The 22,492-nt window shown below is 23.9% G+C and carries 27 protein-coding genes and 1 tRNA gene; 24 read left to right on the top strand and 4 right to left on the bottom strand.

Going from position 1 to position 22,492, the window contains the following annotated elements; translation table 4 throughout:
- Window positions 1-54: 54 nt before the first annotated feature.
- From AAHM82_RS06020 to AAHM82_RS05975, 10 genes are all read left to right on the top strand, one after another.
- On the top strand, window positions 55-285 hold the full coding sequence (locus tag AAHM82_RS06020; protein ID WP_342263465.1) for a hypothetical protein: 231 nt from the start codon (window positions 55-57) through the stop codon (window positions 283-285).
- Between the two features lie 78 nt (window positions 286-363).
- Window positions 364-696 carry a hypothetical protein gene (locus AAHM82_RS06015; RefSeq protein WP_342263466.1) on the top strand — a complete coding sequence of 111 codons (333 nt, stop codon included), beginning with the start codon at window positions 364-366 and terminating at the stop codon, window positions 694-696.
- 24 nt (window positions 697-720) lie between these two features.
- Window positions 721-1,707 carry a hypothetical protein gene (locus AAHM82_RS06010; RefSeq protein WP_342223784.1) on the top strand — a complete coding sequence of 329 codons (987 nt, stop codon included), beginning with the start codon at window positions 721-723 and terminating at the stop codon, window positions 1,705-1,707.
- Between the two features lie 3 nt (window positions 1,708-1,710).
- Window positions 1,711-2,031, top strand: coding sequence for a hypothetical protein (locus tag AAHM82_RS06005; protein WP_342263467.1), 321 nt, complete (start codon window positions 1,711-1,713; stop codon window positions 2,029-2,031).
- A 2-nt stretch (window positions 2,032-2,033) separates the two neighbouring features.
- On the top strand, window positions 2,034-2,282 hold the full coding sequence (locus AAHM82_RS06000; RefSeq protein WP_338968164.1) for a hypothetical protein: 249 nt from the start codon (window positions 2,034-2,036) through the stop codon (window positions 2,280-2,282).
- Between the two features lie 22 nt (window positions 2,283-2,304).
- Window positions 2,305-2,697 carry a hypothetical protein gene (locus AAHM82_RS05995; protein ID WP_342263810.1) on the top strand — a complete coding sequence of 131 codons (393 nt, stop codon included), beginning with the start codon at window positions 2,305-2,307 and terminating at the stop codon, window positions 2,695-2,697.
- Complete coding sequence (locus tag AAHM82_RS05990) at window positions 2,675-2,947, top strand: hypothetical protein (RefSeq protein ID WP_342263809.1); 273 nt, start codon at window positions 2,675-2,677, stop codon at window positions 2,945-2,947. The genes AAHM82_RS05995 and AAHM82_RS05990 overlap by 23 nt, the downstream gene beginning before the upstream one ends.
- A 15-nt stretch (window positions 2,948-2,962) precedes the next feature.
- Complete coding sequence (locus AAHM82_RS05985; protein WP_342263808.1) at window positions 2,963-4,843, top strand: hypothetical protein; 1,881 nt, start codon at window positions 2,963-2,965, stop codon at window positions 4,841-4,843.
- Between the two features lie 60 nt (window positions 4,844-4,903).
- A complete protein-coding gene (locus AAHM82_RS05980; protein WP_342263807.1) occupies window positions 4,904-5,419 on the top strand; it encodes a hypothetical protein in 516 nt (171 codons plus the stop codon).
- Window positions 5,420-5,514: 95 nt separating this feature from the next.
- On the top strand, window positions 5,515-6,735 hold the full coding sequence (locus AAHM82_RS05975; protein ID WP_342263365.1) for an IS256 family transposase: 1,221 nt from the start codon (window positions 5,515-5,517) through the stop codon (window positions 6,733-6,735).
- A 240-nt stretch (window positions 6,736-6,975) separates the two neighbouring features.
- Here AAHM82_RS05975 and AAHM82_RS05970 read toward each other — a convergent pair whose 3' ends face one another.
- Complete coding sequence (locus AAHM82_RS05970; protein WP_342263806.1) at window positions 6,976-9,096, bottom strand: PQQ-binding-like beta-propeller repeat protein; 2,121 nt, start codon at window positions 9,094-9,096, stop codon at window positions 6,976-6,978.
- Between the two features lie 242 nt (window positions 9,097-9,338).
- Between AAHM82_RS05970 and AAHM82_RS05965 the strand changes: the two genes are divergently transcribed.
- The 4 genes from AAHM82_RS05965 (at window position 9,339) to AAHM82_RS05955 (ending at window position 12,568) form a co-directional block, all read left to right on the top strand.
- Window positions 9,339-10,517, top strand: coding sequence for an Mbov_0401 family ICE element transposase-like protein (locus AAHM82_RS05965; RefSeq protein ID WP_342264832.1), 1,179 nt, complete (start codon window positions 9,339-9,341; stop codon window positions 10,515-10,517).
- Window positions 10,518-10,554: 37 nt separating this feature from the next.
- Window positions 10,555-11,007 (top strand): helix-turn-helix domain-containing protein, encoded by a 453-nt coding sequence (locus AAHM82_RS13710; RefSeq protein WP_425288968.1) that lies wholly within the window; start codon window positions 10,555-10,557, stop codon window positions 11,005-11,007.
- On the top strand, window positions 11,004-11,396 hold the full coding sequence (locus AAHM82_RS13705; RefSeq protein WP_342264845.1) for a transposase family protein: 393 nt from the start codon (window positions 11,004-11,006) through the stop codon (window positions 11,394-11,396). Before AAHM82_RS13710 ends, AAHM82_RS13705 begins: the two co-directional genes overlap by 4 nt.
- Before the next feature lie 692 nt (window positions 11,397-12,088).
- Complete coding sequence (locus tag AAHM82_RS05955) at window positions 12,089-12,568, top strand: hypothetical protein (RefSeq protein ID WP_342264831.1); 480 nt, start codon at window positions 12,089-12,091, stop codon at window positions 12,566-12,568.
- Between the two features lie 239 nt (window positions 12,569-12,807).
- Here the strand turns inward: AAHM82_RS05955 and AAHM82_RS05950 are convergent, their stop codons facing one another.
- A complete protein-coding gene (locus tag AAHM82_RS05950) occupies window positions 12,808-13,260 on the bottom strand; it encodes a hypothetical protein (RefSeq protein WP_342264830.1) in 453 nt (150 codons plus the stop codon).
- A gap of 16 nt (window positions 13,261-13,276) precedes the next feature.
- Between AAHM82_RS05950 and AAHM82_RS05945 the strand changes: the two genes are divergently transcribed.
- Both AAHM82_RS05945 and AAHM82_RS05940 read left to right on the top strand, forming a co-directional pair.
- Window positions 13,277-13,519 carry a hypothetical protein gene (locus AAHM82_RS05945; protein WP_342264829.1) on the top strand — a complete coding sequence of 81 codons (243 nt, stop codon included), beginning with the start codon at window positions 13,277-13,279 and terminating at the stop codon, window positions 13,517-13,519.
- An 88-nt stretch (window positions 13,520-13,607) separates the two neighbouring features.
- Window positions 13,608-14,567, top strand: a complete 960-nt coding sequence (locus AAHM82_RS05940) for an IS1/IS1595 family N-terminal zinc-binding domain-containing protein (RefSeq protein WP_342263352.1) — start codon at window positions 13,608-13,610, stop codon at window positions 14,565-14,567.
- A 72-nt stretch (window positions 14,568-14,639) separates the two neighbouring features.
- Here the strand turns inward: AAHM82_RS05940 and AAHM82_RS05935 are convergent, their stop codons facing one another.
- Window positions 14,640-16,076 (bottom strand): PQQ-binding-like beta-propeller repeat protein, encoded by a 1,437-nt coding sequence (locus AAHM82_RS05935; RefSeq protein WP_342264828.1) that lies wholly within the window; start codon window positions 16,074-16,076, stop codon window positions 14,640-14,642.
- A gap of 243 nt (window positions 16,077-16,319) precedes the next feature.
- On the opposite strand from AAHM82_RS05935, the gene AAHM82_RS05930 reads away from it, so the two are divergent.
- The 4 genes from AAHM82_RS05930 (at window position 16,320) to AAHM82_RS05920 (ending at window position 18,374) form a co-directional block, all read left to right on the top strand.
- Entirely contained in the window at window positions 16,320-16,871 is a 552-nt protein-coding gene (locus tag AAHM82_RS05930; protein WP_342264827.1) for a UPF0236 family transposase-like protein, read from the top strand.
- Window positions 16,872-16,914: 43 nt separating this feature from the next.
- Window positions 16,915-17,355 carry a transposase family protein gene (locus AAHM82_RS13700; RefSeq protein WP_342263396.1) on the top strand — a complete coding sequence of 147 codons (441 nt, stop codon included), beginning with the start codon at window positions 16,915-16,917 and terminating at the stop codon, window positions 17,353-17,355.
- Window positions 17,352-17,744: a transposase family protein gene (locus AAHM82_RS13695; RefSeq protein WP_342264845.1), complete on the top strand. Its 393-nt coding sequence runs from the start codon at window positions 17,352-17,354 to the stop codon at window positions 17,742-17,744. The genes AAHM82_RS13700 and AAHM82_RS13695 overlap by 4 nt, the downstream gene beginning before the upstream one ends.
- A gap of 321 nt (window positions 17,745-18,065) precedes the next feature.
- Window positions 18,066-18,374 (top strand): hypothetical protein, encoded by a 309-nt coding sequence (locus AAHM82_RS05920; RefSeq protein WP_342264826.1) that lies wholly within the window; start codon window positions 18,066-18,068, stop codon window positions 18,372-18,374.
- A 94-nt stretch (window positions 18,375-18,468) separates the two neighbouring features.
- On the opposite strand, the gene AAHM82_RS05915 is transcribed toward AAHM82_RS05920, so the two are convergent.
- Entirely contained in the window at window positions 18,469-19,428 is a 960-nt protein-coding gene (locus tag AAHM82_RS05915; RefSeq protein WP_342264825.1) for an IS1/IS1595 family N-terminal zinc-binding domain-containing protein, read from the bottom strand.
- Window positions 19,429-19,743: 315 nt separating this feature from the next.
- Here AAHM82_RS05915 and AAHM82_RS05910 point away from each other — a divergent pair, with 315 nt between their 5' ends.
- From AAHM82_RS05910 to tig, 4 genes are all read left to right on the top strand, one after another.
- Entirely contained in the window at window positions 19,744-19,932 is a 189-nt protein-coding gene (locus AAHM82_RS05910; RefSeq protein WP_342264824.1) for a hypothetical protein, read from the top strand.
- 314 nt (window positions 19,933-20,246) lie between these two features.
- A tRNA-Arg gene (locus AAHM82_RS05905) sits at window positions 20,247-20,323 on the top strand.
- 31 nt (window positions 20,324-20,354) lie between these two features.
- The gene (locus tag AAHM82_RS05900; protein ID WP_342264823.1) at window positions 20,355-21,107 is read left to right on the top strand and encodes a hypothetical protein; all 753 of its coding nucleotides are present in this window, start codon (window positions 20,355-20,357) and stop codon (window positions 21,105-21,107) included.
- A 90-nt stretch (window positions 21,108-21,197) separates the two neighbouring features.
- Entirely contained in the window at window positions 21,198-22,478 is a 1,281-nt protein-coding gene (tig, locus tag AAHM82_RS05895; RefSeq protein ID WP_342264822.1) for a trigger factor, read from the top strand.
- The last annotated feature ends 14 nt before the right edge of the window (window positions 22,479-22,492 follow it).

The following is a 22,492-nucleotide window of genomic DNA, read 5'->3' as shown; positions in this document are numbered from 1 at the left end:
GCCTTAATTTCAATTATGTATTTACCAATAAAAATGATTTTTGGGAGATAAAAAATGACAATAAACTTAAAAGAATTTAATTGAGAACAAATTAAACAAACTTTCTGAGATTTATTTATTCAAATTACAACTATTCCAGCTCATATTACTGGTGGTAAAGAAATTAATTTAACTGAAGAGCCACTTTGACTTTTAATAGCAAACATTGCTTTTTGATTCTTGACAGCAGTTATGGTGTGATTTATTCTAATGCTACTTTGAAAAACCATATCAGTATTTAGATAGAAGCAAAAGTAATGTCGCGAAGCTAAATTGTGATGCATTCACAAAGAAATTCAAAATTAATTAGGAAAAAACACAATCGTGTTAAGGTTAATCGTGGTTTTAACAAATTTAAGAAAAACTTTGAATATAAATGATGAATGTTTTAAAAAGAAAGGGGGTGATTATATGTTTGGAATTTTCTTGGCCGATGCACCAGCAACAGTAGAAAAAATAACAGCTAGTGACGCGATGACTAAATTGTGAAATGCAATTATAACAGCGTTTACTAAAATGTGAGAAATTATTGCTGTTAATATGCCACAAGTCGGTAACTTCTTTGCTGACTACTGAATATTCATTTTTCCATTTATTTTGGCAATATTCTTTATTTGCTTTAAAATGTTTGAAAAATTACTTGGAGCTGTACGCTAACAAAAAAATAAAGTGAGGTGCAAGATGAAATTTTGCAAATGAATAATAGAAAAAAATAACCATTTTATTGAATTAAATCGCACCTCATTTTTAATTTTATGACATTGCGGAGCAATTTGATATATTTACAACGGTTATTTTAAAAACATTGTGAGCTATTTATTTTTAGCGGGTTGTATTTTAATTTTCCTTTTTAAAATTGGTAATTTAACACAAATTAACAAAGTTATTAATTTCTTAAAAAATTCACCATTAAATATTGTGATAGGTTCATTGGGAACTGGAAAAACCGCTTTTCTAGTATACGCATCAAAATTACTAAAAAAGAAGAAATATCACATCGCCTCAACCTTTCCATTACTAGAAACTCAAAAATTAAGTTTAGGACATATGGGATTATTAGACTTTGATTATCCGGTATTGCCAGACAAAACCTTACTTTTGTGAGATGAAACCAATTTATTTTTAGAAGGAACTGATTGAGAAAAAAATAATACCAAAAATGAAGAAACCGGTATTCAAGAATATTTCGCTCTGGCACGGCATTTCGGTCATATTGTGCTTGCTAGCGGTCAAAGAGATAAACATATTTGAGTTAAAGTTCGTGATATTGCCAATAATGTGATTGTGGGCATTCGTAAAAAACCCGTTAATATTTTTCGACCCTACTTAAAAGTCATCTATGGCACCTTTACTAGCATTGAAGAATATGAACGCTGACGAAACACCTTAATTGATGCTAAAAATAGTAAAAAGGGTCGTCGCATTAAATACCGGGATATTCCTGAACTTGATATTTATTTTTTTAAACTAAAAATTCCCCTACCAATACTTAATACTTACAATTCTTTTTACCTAGCATTTTTAAGAGATTACTTAAATTCAAAAGTAAATCCTGATTATGAAGATAAATACTATACTGATACGGCAATTGATTTAGAAGACTTAGAATACTTAAAAATGGATAAATTTAGCAAATTTTTAAGAAAAATGAAAGAAAAGGAACAATAAAAAATGGAAAATCTCGCAAAAATGGCCGACTTTCTTGCCCAAATGCTTTATAAAGTTTTTGATTTAATTTGAAGTCTTGAAGTGCCGGGAACAAAAATTCAACTAATATTTCCCTTATTCTTAACGCTTGCTGTAGAATTTCTTATGGCAATTATTCTTGGTTTTGGCAGTCAACAAGTTAATTTAGAAAAGCAACGCCAATATGCCGTTAAAAATAGTGGTCGTTTAAGTGCGTGAGGAAAAGTTAAAAAACAAATAAAACCAATAAATCCAAATAAAATTAATTGAAAACAAAGAAATAAAAAAATAAAACAAGGTAACTAACGATGTTTAAACTAATTATTATTTTTATCTTAATAACTGTTCTTGGATTATTAGCTGGTAGTCATTTTGAAACTTTAACGAACTATATTAGCGAAGGCCTTGCCAATTTTAAAAAGTTTATTACTAGCAATTTAACAATTTTAGAACTGTTTAAACCAATGGCACGAACATTTTCACAACATCCAATCTTTACCATTCTTGGCGTTACTTGTGTACTTATTGCCTTATTTATTGTGATTAAAGGACGATAAAAAATATGAAAGAAGAATTAAAATGAAAAAACTTTTAGTAAAATTATTTAAAAAAGATAATTCAAAAGAAAAAGCGCTGTTAAAATTAAGAATTAAAAATTCTTTTAAAAAGCAATGGTTAAAAATAGCATTAAGTATCATTTTCATCTTTATAAGCTTATTAATTTGTGCATTAACAGCAATCGATACTAAATGAATAACCGGAACAAGTAACGAATTTAATAATTTTATGAATGAAGAGATGGTTAAATTCTTTGGAAAGTTCAATAGTGGTATTATGCTGGCAGGAATATTTGTTTTTTGATGAGGCGGAGCAATATATTTTGCAATTAAATTTGAAAAATTAATCCGCTTTATTATTCAAAAAATTAAAGCAAAAAGAGCCTTGAAAAATGAAATCAAACAAATTAATTAGTTCTTTAAAAAAATATTGATGGAGAATTTTACCTTACATTTTTATAATTATTATCTTTTTCATTCCATTTTTAAAATTGGAAATTAATTATTTGAAATTATTATATGAAAAATTTGAAGCATTAATTTCACTTATGATACTAGGATATTTAGATATATGCATTACAATAGCTGTAACTATAAATTGTGGTATTGAGTGACTTATTAAAAAAATTAAAGAAAAAAGAACAATGAAAAATAAAATATTTTAAAAAGGAGTGATAAAAATGTTTATGAAAATATTTACCGTGCTAATTATTAGTTTCAATAATATTTTTACCATTTCCCAAAACATTAACAATGATGAAATGACAACACAATCACTAATTAGAAATAAAAGACAAAATAATAAAATTTATAATTTTGAAATCAAAAACTTACAAAAGGTGAGATTTCATTTTGGTGACCTCGTAACTTGGACAACAACCAGACTTATAGAAGTCAATATAAATAAAAAAGATAATAGCGATTTAAATGAAAAGTTACCGGAATTAAAAAATTTAAACAATCTTACTTTCAAATTTATACGATCAGAATTTTCTGATAATCAGAGTAAACAACAAAAAATTCAAAAATTAATAACTACATATGGAACCAAAGTAGGAAAGAAAGAATGAGTAATCAATAAAAAAATAACAATCAGAGCAAAAGGCACAATTTTAAATGACTACAAACAAGATGATAATATAACAGATTACAGTTTAATATGTACAAATGATTTTGAAATTGAAATTAAAAAAGATAGCACCGATATTGATTTACCAGAAACAACTATTAACTTTGACGGTAATCACAAATACAGCGATGTTATTGATAACCTTGATTATTTAATGATTCACCGTGGTGATTTTGATAAATTTAATTACTCGTATCTCTATTGAACACCAGTATTTAATTTCATTAATACTTTAGAAAAAGGGTATTACAAAGAATTTACCATTAAAAATCATGGTTTTAAAAACGAAAGCTATTTTTATCACAAAACTTCTAGTAGTAAAGATGAAATTAATACAAATATTTTGAAAATTAAAGCTTTTAATAAAACCTTAATTGCGGGTAATAACTATTTACAATTATTACACGGTGAAAGTGAAATCTGAAAATATGCCACTGCAAATGCTAACGATTATTACTTAATTAAGTATCTTTTTGGTACCTTAAATTATCTTAATGTTAAATTTAGTTTTTTGAGATACGATCCTGAATTAAAAAATGACATTTACCTTTATTTTAAAAACAACATTCCTAGTATTAACAACAGCGAGTACAAAAATGTTTTTGACGAAATCTATGAAATTCTTGGCAATTTCTTTTCCAGTTTATTTTATGCGACTTTTGATATGGACGAAAAAACTCATACCGAAATTGATTTTAAAGGCGTAGATAATTATAACAAGAACTATTTTATTCAAATTGGTTTCTTTTATCGTTCGTTAATTACTTTTTATCCCAAAAAATACTTAGTAAATATTATGGGAGACTCAGAATTATTACTAAGAAGTTATTTTTTTACTTTTGATAAAAAAACGCACCAAGAAAATTTTAATGCTATTAAAAATAATAACAGTATCTATCAAATTGAATTTAATGTTCTTAAATCTTACGACAATAAACTGATTACCTTGCCAACCAGTAAGACTGCTAACAGCATTAATTACTTCAATACGGACATTGATATTCGCTATGGCATTAATATTTTTACCTTAACTTTTCCTTTGTACCATAAAACAAATACCTCTAATTATAATTTTAAAATTTATGACTTTAATGTCCTTAATTCCACAGCGTTTATACCTGATGGTTCAACTAACTCGGAATGAGATGACATAATTCCGCCAGCAAATTGTAAATATTCTGGACGATGAATCCCTACTTTTAATGACATTGGCTGTGCCATTCAAAATGCTGGTATCAAAATGATTAATTGAATGCTAACGGCTTCGCAAATCATTACAATTTTACGGCCATTAGCAATTATTGCAAAAGCAACAGTTACCTTTTCAACCGCAATTTTCCCAGTTTTTAAAACAGTACCCGCCTTTTACTATACCTTTCAATTTTTAATCGGTTTTGCCATCTTTCTAATGATATTAAGAATTTTTGTATAATATATATATATATATATATATATATATATATTGAAAAAATAAAATAAAGGAGTTAATTTTATGAAATTTTTAAATATAACCGCTGTTTTAGGATTAATAACACTACCAATAATCGGCTGTTCCAAAAAAACAAATGAACCAGTAAAACAAAAAAATAAAGATAGTAATAAAGATATTAATAAAATTTATAATTTTGAAATCAAAAACTTACAAAAGGTGAGGTTTCATTTTGGTGACCTCGTAACTTGGCCAACAACCAGACTTATAGAAGTTAACATAAAGAAAGAAGATAATATCAATCTAAATGAAAAATTACCGGAATTAAAAAATTTAAACAATCTTACTTTCAAATTTATACAATCAGAATTCTCTAATAATCAGAGTAAACAACAAAAAATTCAAAAATTAATAACTACATATGGAACCAAAGCAGGAAAGAAAGAATGAGTAATCAATAAAAAAATAACAATTAAAGCACAAGGCACAAATTTAAATGACTACAAACAAGATGATAATACAACAGATTATAGTTTAATATGTACAAATAATTTTGAAATTGAAATTGAAAATCCTTAATAACTAAATTAAAAAACTGTTAAAATCGAGCCTGTCCAAAATTCTGTGTCTCGATAATTCATTCTGAATTATACTTAAAAGAAGGAGAGCAGAAAATGACAAAAAAAATAAAAAAAGAACCTGACGCAATTGATAAAGTTGTTGATTATTTTTTAGAAAATATTGATAATCCACAAGATTTATTTAAAGGCAATACTATTTTTCAGGAATTTACCAAAAAATTAACTGAACGAATGTTAAATACGGAAATTAAAGATTATCTTGAAACTGATGAGAATCATAATAAAAGAAATGGCAACACACAAAAAACCATTATTACTAAAAATGGTTCAATCGCAATTGATGTACCAAGAGATCGAAATAGTACTTTTGAACCAGTAATTATTCCAAAAAGACAAAGAAGATTTGATAACTTTGATCAAAAAGTAATTTCTTTATATGCAAGAGGAATGACAATTTCTGATATCAAAGCACAATTGCAAGAATTCTATCACGGAGCAGAAATTTCAGAAAGTTTAATTAGTCAAATAACTGATGATGTTATTGAAGAAGTTAAAATGTGACAAACTAAACCTTTAGAGAAGATTTATCCGATTGTTTATTTTGATTGTATTGTTGTTAAAGTAAAGCAAGATAAACGAATAATAAATAAAGCAGTTTATCTTGCCTTAGGAATTAATTTAGATGGTTTAAAAGATATTTTAGGAATGTGAATTAGTGAGAATGAGGGAGCCAAATTTTGACTTAATAATCTTACGGAAATGAAAAATCGTGGGTTACAAGATATTCTTGTTGCTTGTAGTGATAATTTAACTGGGATGTCTGATGCAATAGAAGCTGTTTTCCCAAAAACACAGCATCAATTATGCATTGTTCATCAAATTCGCAATAGTTTAAAATTTGTTCCTTACAAAGATCGCAAACTTGTAGCTAATGATTTAAAATCAATTTATACAGCAATTAATGAAGAAATAGCGTTAATTGCTTTAGATCATTTTTCAGAAAAATGAAATAAAAAGTATCCACAAATTACTAAATCATGAAAAAATAACTGAAATAATTTAATAATTTTTCTTGAATATCCTCAGGAATTTAGAAGAATTATTTACACAACTAATGCGATTGAATCTGTTAATAGTCAATTAAGAAAAGTCATTAAGAATAAAAAGATTTTTCCTAATGACGCATCAGTTTTTAAAATATTTTATTTAGCATTTCAAAATATGGTTAAGAAATGAACGATGCCAATTCAAAATTGGGGTAGTGCAATTTCACATTTAATGATAAAATTTGAGGACAGAGTGAATTTAAGTTAATTACTTAGAGACACAGTTAATTGTACAGTCCCTTAAAATCACTACCCCAAAATGTAGCTTTATATGATGATACTGCTCTTAAACAACTTTTTCATTTTTTTATTTTGTCAAAATAAAAACCAGTAATTTTAGTTAATTACTGGTTTGAATATTTTTTATTTTTACAAGAAATTTAAACTTGTTGGGCTTGTTTTAATTAAAGTTATTGTTCTAAATAGCTAATATCGTTTTTATAAAACTTTATACTATAGTAGTAACTGTATTTGTTCTTACCGACCCTTCTCTTTCTGATGAAAAAAATGCTTCACCGTTAAATGTTATTTTATCATTGTTTTTATCTATAGTAATTTCATTGGGTAATAAATTATATTTTTGTAAAATTTGCATTACTTCTGTAATTGATAATGTAACTATTTGTTCTTTATTGTTATCATCAATTATTTTGGCAGTAATATTTCCTGTAATTTTTTGTTTTAAATTTAATATAACTTTAGATGTAATTATTCTTACTGGATAAGTAATTTTTAATTTTTCATTGGGATTAAGTTCAAATTTATCAGCGGGTTCCTTAAAAATACTTAAAATCATTTCTTTTTCTTGTTTATTTGTGTTTGATAAATCAAATTCATTTGATAATACATTAATGATTTCAGAATTTTCATTATTTATATTTGTAAAATCTGTTAATTTTATTTCATCATCAGAATTTATGTTTCAACCATTTAATTTATTTTCTTGTTTTGTTTTAGTTAATCCTGTTGTAATTTGAAATACTAATTTTGATTTTGAATTATATTCACAAGCAGGTACATTAAATGATCTTGTATTTGGAGTTTTATTGATAATTTCTCTATCAGAACATACATTTTTAGGAACATTAGATCATAAAAATGAATTTTCTTTTTTTGTTATTTCAATATCTCAAAAATTTAAATTATCAGTATCAATATAATTTATTTCCTTAAATTTTAAATTAGGATTTTCGTCTCGAAATTTAAAAAATAATGCTTTTTTAATCAATTCATTTAAATTAATAATTTTATTTTGCCCATTATCAATTGAATAATGTATTTTTATATTATTATCATTATTATTTAAATTATCTTTTATTTTTACTATAGCTGAATTATTTGTTTTACTAATAATTTCTAATTGTGAAATATCTAAATCAGGATTTAAATAATTTAATTCATTCAAAATTTCAGTATCAGAATTATCATTAATTTGTCATAAATTTGAATTTAAATAGTATTCACTATATTCATAAACATTATGATCTTGTGAACCAAAATATAATTTATTATTTAAAACCACACCAGAAGAATCAACATTGTTATTTGTTCTAATAATGATTTTTTGCTGTCCTGTAATTGGATCATACTCATAAACATTATTATCGTGTGAACCAAAATATAATTTATTGTTGAAAACCACACCAGAAGATCTTATTCAGCTATTTGCTTTAATAACAACTTTTTGTTTTGCCGTTGTAGGGTCATACTCATAAACATTACTATCATCCGAACCAAAATATATTTTGTTTTTAAAAACCACACCAGAAGAATCAATTATACCATTTGCTTTAATAACAACTTTTTGTTGGCCTGTAATCGGCTCATACTCATAAACATTATTATCATGTGAACCAAAATATAATTTATTATTTAAAGTAACTCCACTAGAATAAACTTCACCATTTGTTTTAATAGCAATTTTTTGTTGATTTGTCACTGGATCATATTCATAAATATTATGTTCATCTAATGAACAAAAATATAATTTATTGTTTAAAATTCTACCAGAAGATCAAACTTGCCCTTCTGTTTTAATAACAACTTTTTGTTGATTTGTTACTGGATCATATTCATAAACATTATGATCTCATGAACCAACATATAATTTATTGTTTAAAACAACACCAGAAGATCAAACTTCTCCTTTTGTTCTAATAACAATTTTTTGTTGATTTGTTACTGGATCATATTCATAAACATTATGATCTTGTGAACCAAAATATACTTTGTTATTTAAAACAACACCAGAAGAAAAAATTTTATTTTCTGTTCTAATGACAATTATTTGTTGATTTGTCACTGGATCATATTCATAAACATTATGATCTTGTGAACCAAAATATACTTTATTATTTAAAATAATTCCACTAGCATAAATTTCCCTATTCGTTCTAATGACAATTTTTGTTCTATTTATTTTATTATTTTCATTATTGCTTCGTTTTTGTCTTTTATAATTTATATTTTCTAATTTTTCTTGTGTTGGATAAGGACTATTGGCAACGATTCCCGCCATTCCACTACTCGCTATTGTTATTGTACTTAATAAACTAAGTAATTTTTTCATATTAATCAAATCCTTTTCGTTAATTTTACTAATTAATAAAATTTATCGAACAATCAACATCCTTTCTAAAATTTGTACAGTCTAATTAATACAAGTTGATTATAACTTATTAAATAAGAATTTCTATCATTTTTTAAGAATATTAAATACTAATTCTAGAAAAAAATTATCATTAAAACAGAAAAATAAACTAACGAAATTTAACTTTGTTAAAATTACTCTACCGAGAAAGGTGATTTTTTATGTTAGAAATTAATAATAATGTAAAAACCTTAGAAAACAAGCATTGATTCAGTTTATTCGCAACCCATAAAAATATGTACACCAATAAATGTGAACAATTGGCTAATGAATATGAAAAATTAGATGAATACTTATATAAATATCATTATCGGTTAAAACAAGGTTATAAAGTAGTTCATTTTGCACCAAGAACAATTATTACAATTTTTGGTGATGTTACTTTTAAACGACGCCGATATAAATATTGAAATCAAAAATCAGGTAAATTTGAATATGTATGTTTGTTAGATAAAGAAATTGGTCTATTACCCAAACAACGCATTTATTTTGATGTCCAATTTAAAGTTTTAAGTCTTCTGGGTGATGGCAAACGCTATCTTGATGTTTTAGATGCTCTAAATCATTGTTATATTTCAAAAGGTAGTATTTCAAATATTTTAAATAAATACGATATTGCCGAATATTTTCAATTAGCAGAAAAAGAAACTAAAACTAGAATTGATGTCAAAAATAAGAATTTATATATTCAACTAGATGAAACATTTTTGGCGACATTAGATCAGAAAGTTAAACAAGACCAAAGAATTCGTTTAGTTACTTTTCATACCGGACATAAAGAAAAAAATTACAAAAATGCTCGTAGAGAATTAGAAAACAAACGAGGTCATTTTCTAATGTTAAAAGTTGGTAAACGAATAAATACGATGGATTATCGTGATTTATTAATTAGAGAATTACAAAAACATTATGTGAATATTAATTATGACAAAATAATTGTTTGTGGCGATGGTGATTCTTGAATTAGAGAAATTGCCAATAGCTTTGGTAATGTTAGATATATTTTAGATGGTTATCATGCTATTAAAAAATTAAAACAAACGGCATTTAATATTATTTTTGAAAATCGCAAAGTAACATTAAATAGTTGAATTAAATTTTATAAGGATGGCAATCATCAAGAATTAATCAAAAACATTCGTAATGTTGCTAAAAATGAATTAAATAAAGATATTAAAATAAATTTAAGAAAGGCGAGTAATTATTTCAGTAATAATAAGCAAGGTATTCATAATCAAAATTTAGAATGAAATATTGGTTGTAGCATTGAAAGTGATGTATCACATTTAGTAAAACAACAATTAGGATATGGAGCAAAAATAGACTTCTTGCAAAATTAATTTAAAATATAATTGAATTGTTGTTTTTAATAAAAAGGTGGAATTTAAATGAAATTTAAAAAAAAATAATCAAATAAGTGATAAAAATTTTTTAAGATTAACTGGTATTAAACATACTACTTTTAATAAAATGCTAGAAATTTTAAAAATAGAAGAATTAAAAAAGAGATTTCGTCGCGGAAGAACCAATAAATTATCATTAGAAAATCGTATTTTAATGACTTTAGAATATTGAAGAGAATATAGAACTTATTTTCATATTGCAAAAAGTTATGATATTAGTGAAAGTAGTTGTTATAGAAATATCAAATGAATTGAAGACACTTTAATAAAACACCCTAATTTTCAACAACTTACTGGTCAAAAATCACTATTAAAAGATTATTTCAAAGATAAGACTGTTATAATTGATGTAACTGAAAGCCAAATCCAACGCCCAAAAAAAGACAAAAACAGCACTACTCAGGAAAAAAGAAAAAACACACAATAAAAACACAAGTTATAATTGAAAAAGATAGTAAAAAAATTATTAGTTCTGATTTTTCTTATGGTAAAAACCATGACTTTAAAATTTTAAAAGATTCAAAAATTAAATTTTTACCAGAAACAACTGTTTTAGTGGATTTAGGTTATCAAGGCATACAAAAAATTAATCATAATGTTTTAATTCCTAAAAGAAAATCAAAGAAAAACCCTTTAAATAAAGAAGAAAAGCAAAATAATGAGCGAATTTCAAAAATGAGAATTGTTATTGAAAATGTTTTTGCTATACTTAAAAAATTTAAAATTATTAGTGAAAAATATCGAAATCGTAGAAAAAGATTTGCTTTAAGATTTAATTTAATAGCTTCAATTTATAATTTACAACTATTAGTTTAAATATATTTGATAATTTAAAATTTCAGTCTTTTTTTATTGTAAATAATAATTTTTATTATGTTTTAATGACAAAATATTTGTAAAAATAATCTAAAAATTATTTTAATAACACTTTTATATTTATTTTAAATTTAAAAATTATAATTATCATATTAATTTTGCAAGAAGTCTAATATATAATCATAAGAATTTAAATAACCTATTACATTTAAGAATGGCAAATTTAAACAAATTAAATGTATTACATTACATTAATGAAAATATTAATTCAGAAATAGAAATCAGAAAAGAAATATATAAAAGTTCATTATGAAATAAATATAATAAGAAAAATGATGATAGTTGAATTAATAAAGGTAGAATTGTATATACAAATAAATATATTACATTTAAGTAAGTAAAAATATTAGTTAAAATTTAATAAAATTAATAATTTTTCATTGTGTAAAAATTCAATAATATGATAAAATGAAAAAGAATAAAAATGACAATAACAAGAAAGGTATGGTTGGTTTAGTAATTAAATAATATAATTAGCTGATTGTTTTACTTCTTCAAAGCAATACCTAAGAAAACTAAACACGACCGGCTTTGCCATTTTTCTAATGATATTAAGGATTTTCGTGTAATATATATATATATATATATATATATATATATTGAAAAAATAAAGTAATAAAGGAATTAAAATAATGAAAATTTTAAATATAATAACTCTTTCGACATTAATAATATTACCAATGGTGGGTTGTTCTAAAAAAGAAAATGAAACACAACAAGTTCAATATAAAACATATGACTTAACATTTCCAGAAATAAATAACAGTTATTTACAATCATTGTATAAAAAAGGCAGTGACCCAGTATATATTAATATTGATTCAGTAAAAGAGCAATTACCTTTGGAAATAAAAAATTATGGAGAAAATACTAGAGGGTTTGCTGTCTTTACCAATGAACCAGTATTTAAAGAAATTAAAGAAATTTATAATTATAAAAAAGAAAACAGCACCCCAGAAGAAAGAGAATTTTTTGATAAAGATTTTCAAAAAACAAATATTGAATATTTTTATACTGCTAAAAAAATTAAAGATGTAAAAATAACAATACAAGAATATAGTTATCCTGGTTCAAACAAATTTCATATTAAAAAATTTCATAAAAATATATAAAATGTTAAGATTTCTTTACAAGAAAGATGGTTTTTCATTATGACAATATTTCGACAATCAATACCCTTAAAAAACTAAACAACTTTTTCATTTTTTCTATTTTAACAAAATAAGAAACCAGTAATTAATTAAAATTACTGGTTTGAATATTTTGCTTATTTTTACAAGCAATTAAACTTGTTGTGCTTGTTTCAATTAAAGTTATTGTTCTAAATAGCTAATATCGTTTTTATAAAACCTTATACTATAGTAGTAACTGTATTTGTTCTTACTGATCCTTCTCTTTCTGATGAGAAAAATGCTTTCCCATTAAATGTTATGTTATCATTGTTTTTATCTATAGTAATTTCATTGGGTAATAAACCATGATTTTGTAAAATTTGCATTGCTTTTGTAATTGATAATATAAATATTTGTTCTTTATTACTATCATCCATTATTTTTGCCCTAATTGTTCCCATAATTTTTTGCTTTAAATTTAATATAATTTCAGACTCAATTATTCTTACTGCATAAGTAATTTTTAATTTTTCATTGGGATCAAGTTCAAATTTATCAGCGGATTCCTTAAAAATACTTAAAATCATTTCTTGTTCTTGTTTATTTGTGTTTGATAAATCAAATTCATTTGATAATACATTAATAATTTCAGAATTTTTATTATTTATATTTGTAAAATCTGTTAATTTCATTTCATCATCAGAATTTATGTTTCAACCATTTAATTTATTTTCTTGTTTTGTTTTAGTTAATCCTGTTGTAATTTGAAATACTAATTTTGATTTTGAATTATATTCACAAGCAGGTACATTAAATGATCTTGTATTTGGAGTTTTATTGATGATTTCTCTATCAGAACATACATTTTTAGGAACATTAGATCATAAAAATGAATTTTCTTTTTTTGTTATTTCAATATCTCAAAAATTTAAATTATTAGTATCAATATAATTTTTTAATTTTGTCGAAAACTCTTGATATTTATTGAATATACTTAATTTTAGGTATATTTTTAATATGATAGAGGGGGATAATAATTATGGAAAAAATAATTCAAGAACTAGTAAATACTTTAACAGATGATCAATTTTTAGAATTTTATGAAAAAGTCAAACAACAAGCAGAATTAATAAAAAAACAAAAACGGTTAAATGAAATTGATCAAAAATTTAGAGCGCAAGGTATTAAATGCCCTAAATGTGAATCTTACCATTGCGTTAAAAATGGACATAATTCAGAAGGAAAACAAAAATATTTATGTAAAAATTGCCGTGCAAGTTTTGACGCTTTTCGTAATCATTTTATTTATTGAAGTCATTTAAATTATGAACAATGAAATTTATTGATTCAAATTTCATTGCTGGGGCAATCTAGTAAAACAATTTCTCGTTTTATTAAAACTACATTAAAAACTGCTTGATATAATCGTCAAAAATTAATGAAATCAAAACAATTAGAAAATACCCAATTAAAATTTAAAAAATTATCTGGTAAAATCCAAATCGATGAAACATTTATTAAAGAAATCCATAAAGGAAATTTCAAATATAAAACTGATCCACGAAGAATTCACCTTGACCCATTCGCAACTAATACTAAATGCTGTATTCAAATGGCAATTGATAATAATAACAATATTTATGTTAAATCCACAAACACCAAACGTTTACAAAAACAATGAGTTATTGAAAATATGAACAAAGAATTAATTAACGAAAATTCAATTATTACTTCTGATATGCAAAAATTATATTTTTTAGTAGCAAAACAAACAAATTCTACTTTATGTGTAACTAAAACAACAATTAATCCTGAAGCTAGTTATCGTAACTTAAATAAAATCAGTAAATTACAATCTAGTCTTAAAGAAGCCTTAATTCATTATCATGGTTTAGGTTTTACTAATATTCAAAATTATTTAAATCTCTGAAAATGAAAATACCAACATAAGGGTTTAACTCCAAACCAACAAACAGCGGTATTATATTTTAATGTATAAAAAAGTTAAAGTAAAAATAGTAATTTTACATAAAAGCCTTTTAAAATTATCAAGTTGATGATTTTTTTTATTTTATCAAGAGTTTTCGACAAAATTAAAAATATAATTTATTTCCTTAAATTTTAAATTAGGATTTTCGTCTCGAAATTTAAAAAATAATGCTTTTTTAATCAATTCATTTAAATTAATAATTTTATTTTGCCCATTATCAATTGAATAATGTATTTTTATATTATTATTATTTAAATTATCTTTTATTTTTACTATAGCTGAATTATTTGTTTTACTAATAATTTCTAATTGTGAAATATCTAAATCAGGATTTAAATAATTTAATTCATTCAAAATTTCAGTATCAGAATTATCATTAATTTGTCATAAATTTGAATTTAAATAGTATTCACTATATTCATAAACATTATGATCTTGTGAACCAAAATATAATTTATTATTTAAAACCACACCAGAAGAATCAACATTGTTATTTGTTCTAATAATGATTTTTTGCTGTCCTGTAATTGGATCATACTCATAAACATTATTATCGTGTGAACCAAAATATAATTTATTGTTGAAAACCACACCAGAAGATCTTATTCAGCTATTTGCTTTAATAACAACTTTTTGTTTTGCCGTTGTAGGGTCATACTCATAAACATTACTATCATCCGAACCAAAATATATTTTGTTTTTAAAAACCACACCAGAAGAATCAATTATACCATTTGCTTTAATAACAACTTTTTGTTGGCCTGTAATCGGCTCATACTCATAAACATTATTATCATGTGAACCAAAATATAATTTATTATTTAAAGTAACTCCACTAGAATAAACTTCACCATTTGTTTTAATAGCAATTTTTTGTTGATTTGTCACTGGATCATATTCATAAATATTATGTTCATCTAATGAACAAAAATATAATTTATTGTTTAAAATTCTACCAGAAGATCAAACTTGCCCTTCTGTTTTAATAACAACTTTTTGTTGATTTGTTACTGGATCATATTCATAAACATTATGATCTCATGAACCAACATATAATTTATTGTTTAAAACAACACCAGAAGATCAAACTTCTCCTTTTGTTCTAATAACAATTTTTTGTTGATTTGTTACTGGATCATATTCATAAACATTATGATCTTGTGAACCAAAATATACTTTGTTATTTAAAACAACACCAGAAGAAAAAATTTTATTTTCTGTTCTAATGACAATTATTTGTTGATTTGTCACTGGATCATATTCATAAACATTATGATCTTGTGAACCAAAATATACTTTATTATTTAAAATAATTCCACTAGCATAAATTTCCCTATTCGTTCTAATGACAATTTTTGTTCTATTTATTTTATTATTTTCATTATTGCTTCGTTTTTGTCTTTTATAATTTATATTTTCTAATTTTTCTTGTGTTGGATAAGGACTATTGGCAACGACTCCTGCCACTCCGCTACCCGATATTGTTATTGTTCCTAAAATCCCTAGTAATTTTTTCATATTAATTAAATACCTTTCGTGAATTTTTACTAATTAATAAAATTTACCAAACAATCAACATCCTTTCTCAAATTTGTACAGTCTAATTAATACAAATTAATTATAAACTATCAAATAATAATTTGTATTATTTTTTAAGAATATTAAATACTAATTCTAGAAAAAAATTATCATTAGAACAAAAAAATAAACTAACGAAATTTAACTTTGTTAAAATTACTCTACCGAGAAAGGTGATTTTTTATGTTAGAAATTAATAATAATGTAAAAACCACAGAAAACAAGCATTGATTAAGTTTATTTACAACCCATAAAAATATGTATACCAATAAATGCGAACAATTAGCTAATGAATATGAAAAATTAGATGAATACTTATATAAATATCATTATCGCTTAAAACAAGGTTATAAAGTAGTTCATTTTGCAATAAGAACAATTATTACAATTTTTGGTGAAGTTATTTTTAAACGACGCCGATATAAATATTGAAATCAAAAATCAGGTAAATTTGAATATGTATGTTTATTAGATAAAGAAATTGGTCTATTACCTAAACAACGCATTTATTTTGATGTCCAATTTAAAGTTTTAAGTCTTTTAGGTGATGGTAAACGATATCGCGATGTTTTAGATGTTCTAAATCATTGTTATATTTCAAAAGCTAGTATTTCAAGTATTTTAAATAAATACGATATTGCTGAATATTTTCAACTAGCAGAAAAAGAAACTAAAACTAGAATTGATGTCAAAAATAAGGATTTATATATTAGACTTCTTGCAAAATTAATTTAAAATATAATTGAATTGTTGTTTTTAATAAAAAGGTGGAATTTAAATGAAATTTAAAAAAAATAATCAAATAAGTGATAAAAATTTTTTAAGATTAACTGGTATTAAACATACTACTTTTAATAAAATGCTAGAAATTTTAAAAATAGAAGAATTAAAAAAGAGATTTCGTCGCGGAAGAACCAATAAATTATCATTAGAAAATCGTATTTTAATGACTTTAGAATATTGAAGAGAATATAGAACTTATTTTCATATTGCAAAAAGTTATGATATTAGTGAAAGTAGTTGTTATAGAAATATCAAATGAATTGAAGACACTTTAATAAAACACCCTAATTTTCAACAACTTACTGGTCAAAAATCACTATTAAAAGATTATTTCAAAGATAAGACTGTTATAATTGATGTAACTGAAAGCCAAATCCAACGCCCAAAAAAAGACAAAAACAGCACTACTCAGGAAAAAAGAAAAAACACACAATAAAAACACAAGTTATAATTGAAAAAGATAGTAAAAAAATTATTAGTTCTGATTTTTCTTATGGTAAAAACCATGACTTTAAAATTTTAAAAGATTCAAAAATTAAATTTTTACCAGAAACAACTGTTTTAGTGGATTTAGGTTATCAAGGCATACAAAAAATTAATCATAATGTTTTAATTCCTAAAAGAAAATCAAAGAAAAACCCTTTAAATAAAGAAGAAAAGCAAAATAATGAGCGAATTTCAAAAATGAGAATTGTTATTGAAAATGTTTTTGCTATACTTAAAAAATTTAAAATTATTAGTGAAAAATATCGAAATCGTAGAAAAAGATTTGCTTTAAGATTTAATTTAATAGCTTCAATTTATAATTTACAACTATTAGTTTAAATATATTTGATAATTTAAAATTTCAGTCTTTTTTTATTGTAAATAATAATTTTTATTATGTTTTAATGACAAAATATTTGTAAAAATAATCTAAAAATTATTTTAATAACACTTTTATATTTATTTTAAATTTAAAAATTATAATTATCATATTAATTTTGCAAGAAGTCTATTCAACTAGATGAGACATTTTTAGCGACATTAGATCAGAAAGTTAAACAAGACCAAAGAATTCGTTTAGTTACTTTTCATACCGGACATAAAGAAAAAAATTACAAAAATGCTCGTAGAGAATTGGAAAACAAACGAGGTCATTTTCTAATGTTAAAAGTTGGTAAACGAATAAATACGATGGATTATCGTGATTTATTAATTAAAGAATTACAAAAACATTATGTAAATATTAATTATGACAGAATAATTGTTTGTGGCGATGGTGATACTTGAATTAGAGAAATTGCCAATAGTTTTGGTAATGTTAGATATATTTTAGACGGTTATCACGCTATTAAAAAATTAAAACAAACCGCATTTAATATTATTTTTGAAAATCGCAAAGTAACATTAAATAGTTGAATTAAATTATATAAAGATGGAAATCATCAAGAATTAATCAAAAACATTTTTTAATTTTGTCGAAAACTCTTGATAAAATAAAAAAAATCATCAACTTGATAATTTTAAAAGGCTTTTATGTAAAATTACTATTTTTACTTTAACTTTTTTATACATTAAAATATAATACCGCTGTTTGTTGGTTTGGAGTTAAACCCTTATGTTGGTATTTTCATTTTCAGAGATTTAAATAATTTTGAATATTAGTAAAACCTAAACCATGATAATGAATTAAGGCTTCTTTAAGACTAGATTGTAATTTACTGATTTTATTTAAGTTACGATAACTAGCTTCAGGATTAATTGTTGTTTTAGTTACACATAAAGTAGAATTTGTTTGTTTTGCTACTAAAAAATATAATTTTTGCATATCAGAAGTAATAATTGAATTTTCGTTAATTAATTCTTTGTTCATATTTTCAATAACTCATTGTTTTTGTAAACGTTTGGTGTTTGTGGATTTAACATAAATATTGTTATTATTATCAATTGCCATTTGAATACAGCATTTAGTATTAGTTGCGAATGGGTCAAGGTGAATTCTTCGTGGATCAGTTTTATATTTGAAATTTCCTTTATGGATTTCTTTAATAAATGTTTCATCGATTTGGATTTTACCAGATAATTTTTTAAATTTTAATTGGGTATTTTCTAATTGTTTTGATTTCATTAATTTTTGACGATTATATCAAGCAGTTTTTAATGTAGTTTTAATAAAACGAGAAATTGTTTTACTAGATTGCCCCAGCAATGAAATTTGAATCAATAAATTTCATTGTTCATAATTTAAATGACTTCAATAAATAAAATGATTACGAAAAGCGTCAAAACTTGCACGGCAATTTTTACATAAATATTTTTGTTTCCCTTCTGAATTATGTCCATTTTTAACGCAATGGTAAAATTCACATTTAGGGCATTTAATACCTTGCGCTCTAAATTTTTGATCAATTTCATTTAACCGTTTTTGTTTTTTTATTAATTCTGCTTGTTGTTTGACTTTTTCATAAAATTCTAAAAATTGATCATCTGTTAAAGTATTTACTAGTTCTTGAATTATTTTTTCCATAATTATTATCCACCTCTATCATATTAAAATATACCTAAAATTAAGTATATTCAATAAATATCAAGAGTTTTCGACAAAATTAAAAAAAACATTCGTAATGTTGTTAAAAATGAATTAAATAAAGATATTAAAACAAATTTAAGAAAAGCGAGTAATTATTTCAGTAATAATAAGCATGGTATTCATAATCAAAATTTAGAATGAAATATCGGTTGTAGCATTGAAAGTGATGTATCACATTTAATAAAACAACAATTAGGATATGGAGCAAAAATATATAATCATAAGAATTTAAATAACTTATTACATTTAAGAATGGCAAATTTAAACAAATTAAATGTATTACATTATATTAATGAAAATATTAATTCAGAAATAGAAATCAGAAAAGAAATTTATAAAACTTCATTATGAAATAAATATAATAAGAAAAATGATGATAGTTGAATTAATAAAGGTAGTATTGTATATACGAATAAATATAGAAAACATAAATTTAGATAATTAGTGAAAATTTAATAAAATTAATAATTTTTTATTGTGTAAAAATTCAATAATATGATAAAATGAAAACGAATAAAAATGACAATAACAAGAAAGGCAGGGTTAGTTTAGTAATTAAATAATATAATTAGCTGATTGTTTTACTTCTTCAAAACAATACCTAAGAAAACTAAACGCGACCCTTTTTAAAAAAATATCTTGTGCTTGTCATAAGTCTGTGGTATATTACATAGAAAACTAAACGCGACCTTTTATTAAAATAATTGCAGTTTAAAGCGAATAATGTTATTATTTTTTATGTAGTATAAAAATGTGCCCATGTAGCTCAGTTGGATAGAGCATGCGCCTTCTAAGCGCAGGGTCAAGAGTTCAAGTCTCTTCATGGGCGCCATTTAAAATAAAAATGTTGGTGAATAAGTTTAATGAATAATAAATATTATACTTTTTTTATTAAGGAAATTGAACAATTAATTGCTAATGAAAACTATGAACAAGCGAAAGTTAAGTTAAAATTTGAATTAGATTTACCCTATATACCAAAAAAATATGAACAACAAATTATTAAATTTTATAATGAAATTCAACAGTTAACAAAAGAAAAACCAAATATTAAGCAATGAGATTTAGAGACAATTAAAGAAATTATTAATAATCCGTTTGATGAAGAAATTCATTTAGTAGCGTTTAATTTTTTAGAACAGCAAAATGCTAGAAAAATATTATCAACATTACGAGATTATCTAAAAAATTCGTTGTTTAGAAATGAAAATAAAACGTATTTGTTAATAGTTTTAAAAAGACAAGATATTGATGAGGTGTTTATTGTTCAAAAAACACATGGTCAGTATTTTGTTAATCCGATATTGATTTCTGAATTTCATCTTGATGAATGTACTAAAAAAGTTAAAACTACTTTAAGTAATTTTGTTTATAATGATAATCCTAGTTTAGAACAGGTTTGTTGATACTTATGAGAAAATTATTGATATAGTCAGTATCCTAATTTGCCATTAATGGCGGATCTTCCTGCGGTAGTTAGTGCTATTATTTATAAAGCACAAATTATGCAAGGTGATGATGAATGTAAGTTAGAACAGATTTGTCAAAATTTAAACACTGATGTTGTTCTTACTGAAAGATTTTTATTACAAATTGAAAAAGAACAAATTTTTTAAGATTTATTATTGGATATTTGTTAAAGTTTAATTGCATTTAGTAATTAATCAAGGGTATAATTAAATCGTTGAAATATAGGAGGATATTTGATGAAATTTACAAGTAAAAAAAATATTGAAGAAAATAAAGGAAAGTATATTATTGAATTTGAAAAAGAAGAATGAGAAGATCTTATTGAAAAGGTAACAAATAAGTTAAAAGCTGGTTTAGAAATACCAGGTTTTCGTAAAGGTAAAGTGCCAGAAAATATGGTAAAAAAACATTTAAATAATGCAAAAATTTTGAATGAAGCTCATAAAGTTGCGATGGATAAAGCGTGAGAATTTGCTTTATTACAAAATGATCCATTGCAACCTTTTATTCAGCCAAGTTTAAATATTGATACTTTGTCAATGGAAAAATATATTATTTCTTTTGAATTTGATTTAAAACCGGAAGTTAAAGTTGAAAAATATACAAATATAAAAATTGAGAAAATGGCAAATATTGTTAATGATGAGGATGTTAATCAAGCACTTAGTCAGTTACAAGAAAAATCAGTTATTTTAGAAATTAAAGAAGATAAGATTACTAATGGTGATGTTGTTATTTTTGATTTTGAAGGTTTTAAAGATGGGGAACCTTTTGCTGGTGGAAAAGCTGAAAATTTTAGTTTAGAAATTGGTTCAAAAAAGTTTATTCCTGGTTTTGAAGAGCAAATGATTGGATTGATGGCTGGTGAAGAAAAGGATTTACTTGTATCGTTTCCTAAAGATTATTTACAACCAGATTTAGCAGGAAAAGAAGTAACTTTTAAAGTTAAAATTAAAGAAGTTAAAAATAAGATTGTTCCAGAAATTAATGATGATTTAGCAAAAGATGCTAATATTGATGGTATTGAGGATTTAGCACAATTAAAAAATTTTATTAAAGAAAATTTGATTAAGCAAAATGAAGAAAAAATTAAAGATGAGTTTATTAATAATTTGTTATTAGAAATTTCTAAAACAGCAACGATTCATATTCCTGAATCAATTATTGATAAAGAAGTATTAAATCTTCAAGGTGAGTTTGAGCAGAAGTTAAAAGAACAAAATATTGATTTAAAGCAATATTTGAAGTTAACTAAATTAACGGAATTAGATATTAAAAAGGAGTTACGAGGCGATGCTAAAGCAAAAATTAGTAATTATTTAATTTTACAAGAAATTATGAATCAAGAAAATATTCAAGTTAGTAATGATGAGGTAGAACAAGAAATTATTGAGTTTGCTAAGTTTTATAAGATGACACCAGAAGAAGCTAAAGAAAAAATTATGGATACTAGTATTGTTGAAGAAGGTTTAAAACATCGTAGGTTATTAAATTTTCTTTATGAGAATAATGGATAAAATAGATTTAGCAC

Origin of the sequence: Spiroplasma endosymbiont of Clivina fossor (genome assembly GCF_964031115.1) — a bacterium.
Classification (GTDB): domain Bacteria; phylum Bacillota_I; class Bacilli_A; order Mycoplasmatales; family Nriv7; genus Nriv7.
Note: the sequence above shows the minus strand (reverse complement) of the source record. Positions and strands in the feature narration are given on the sequence as shown.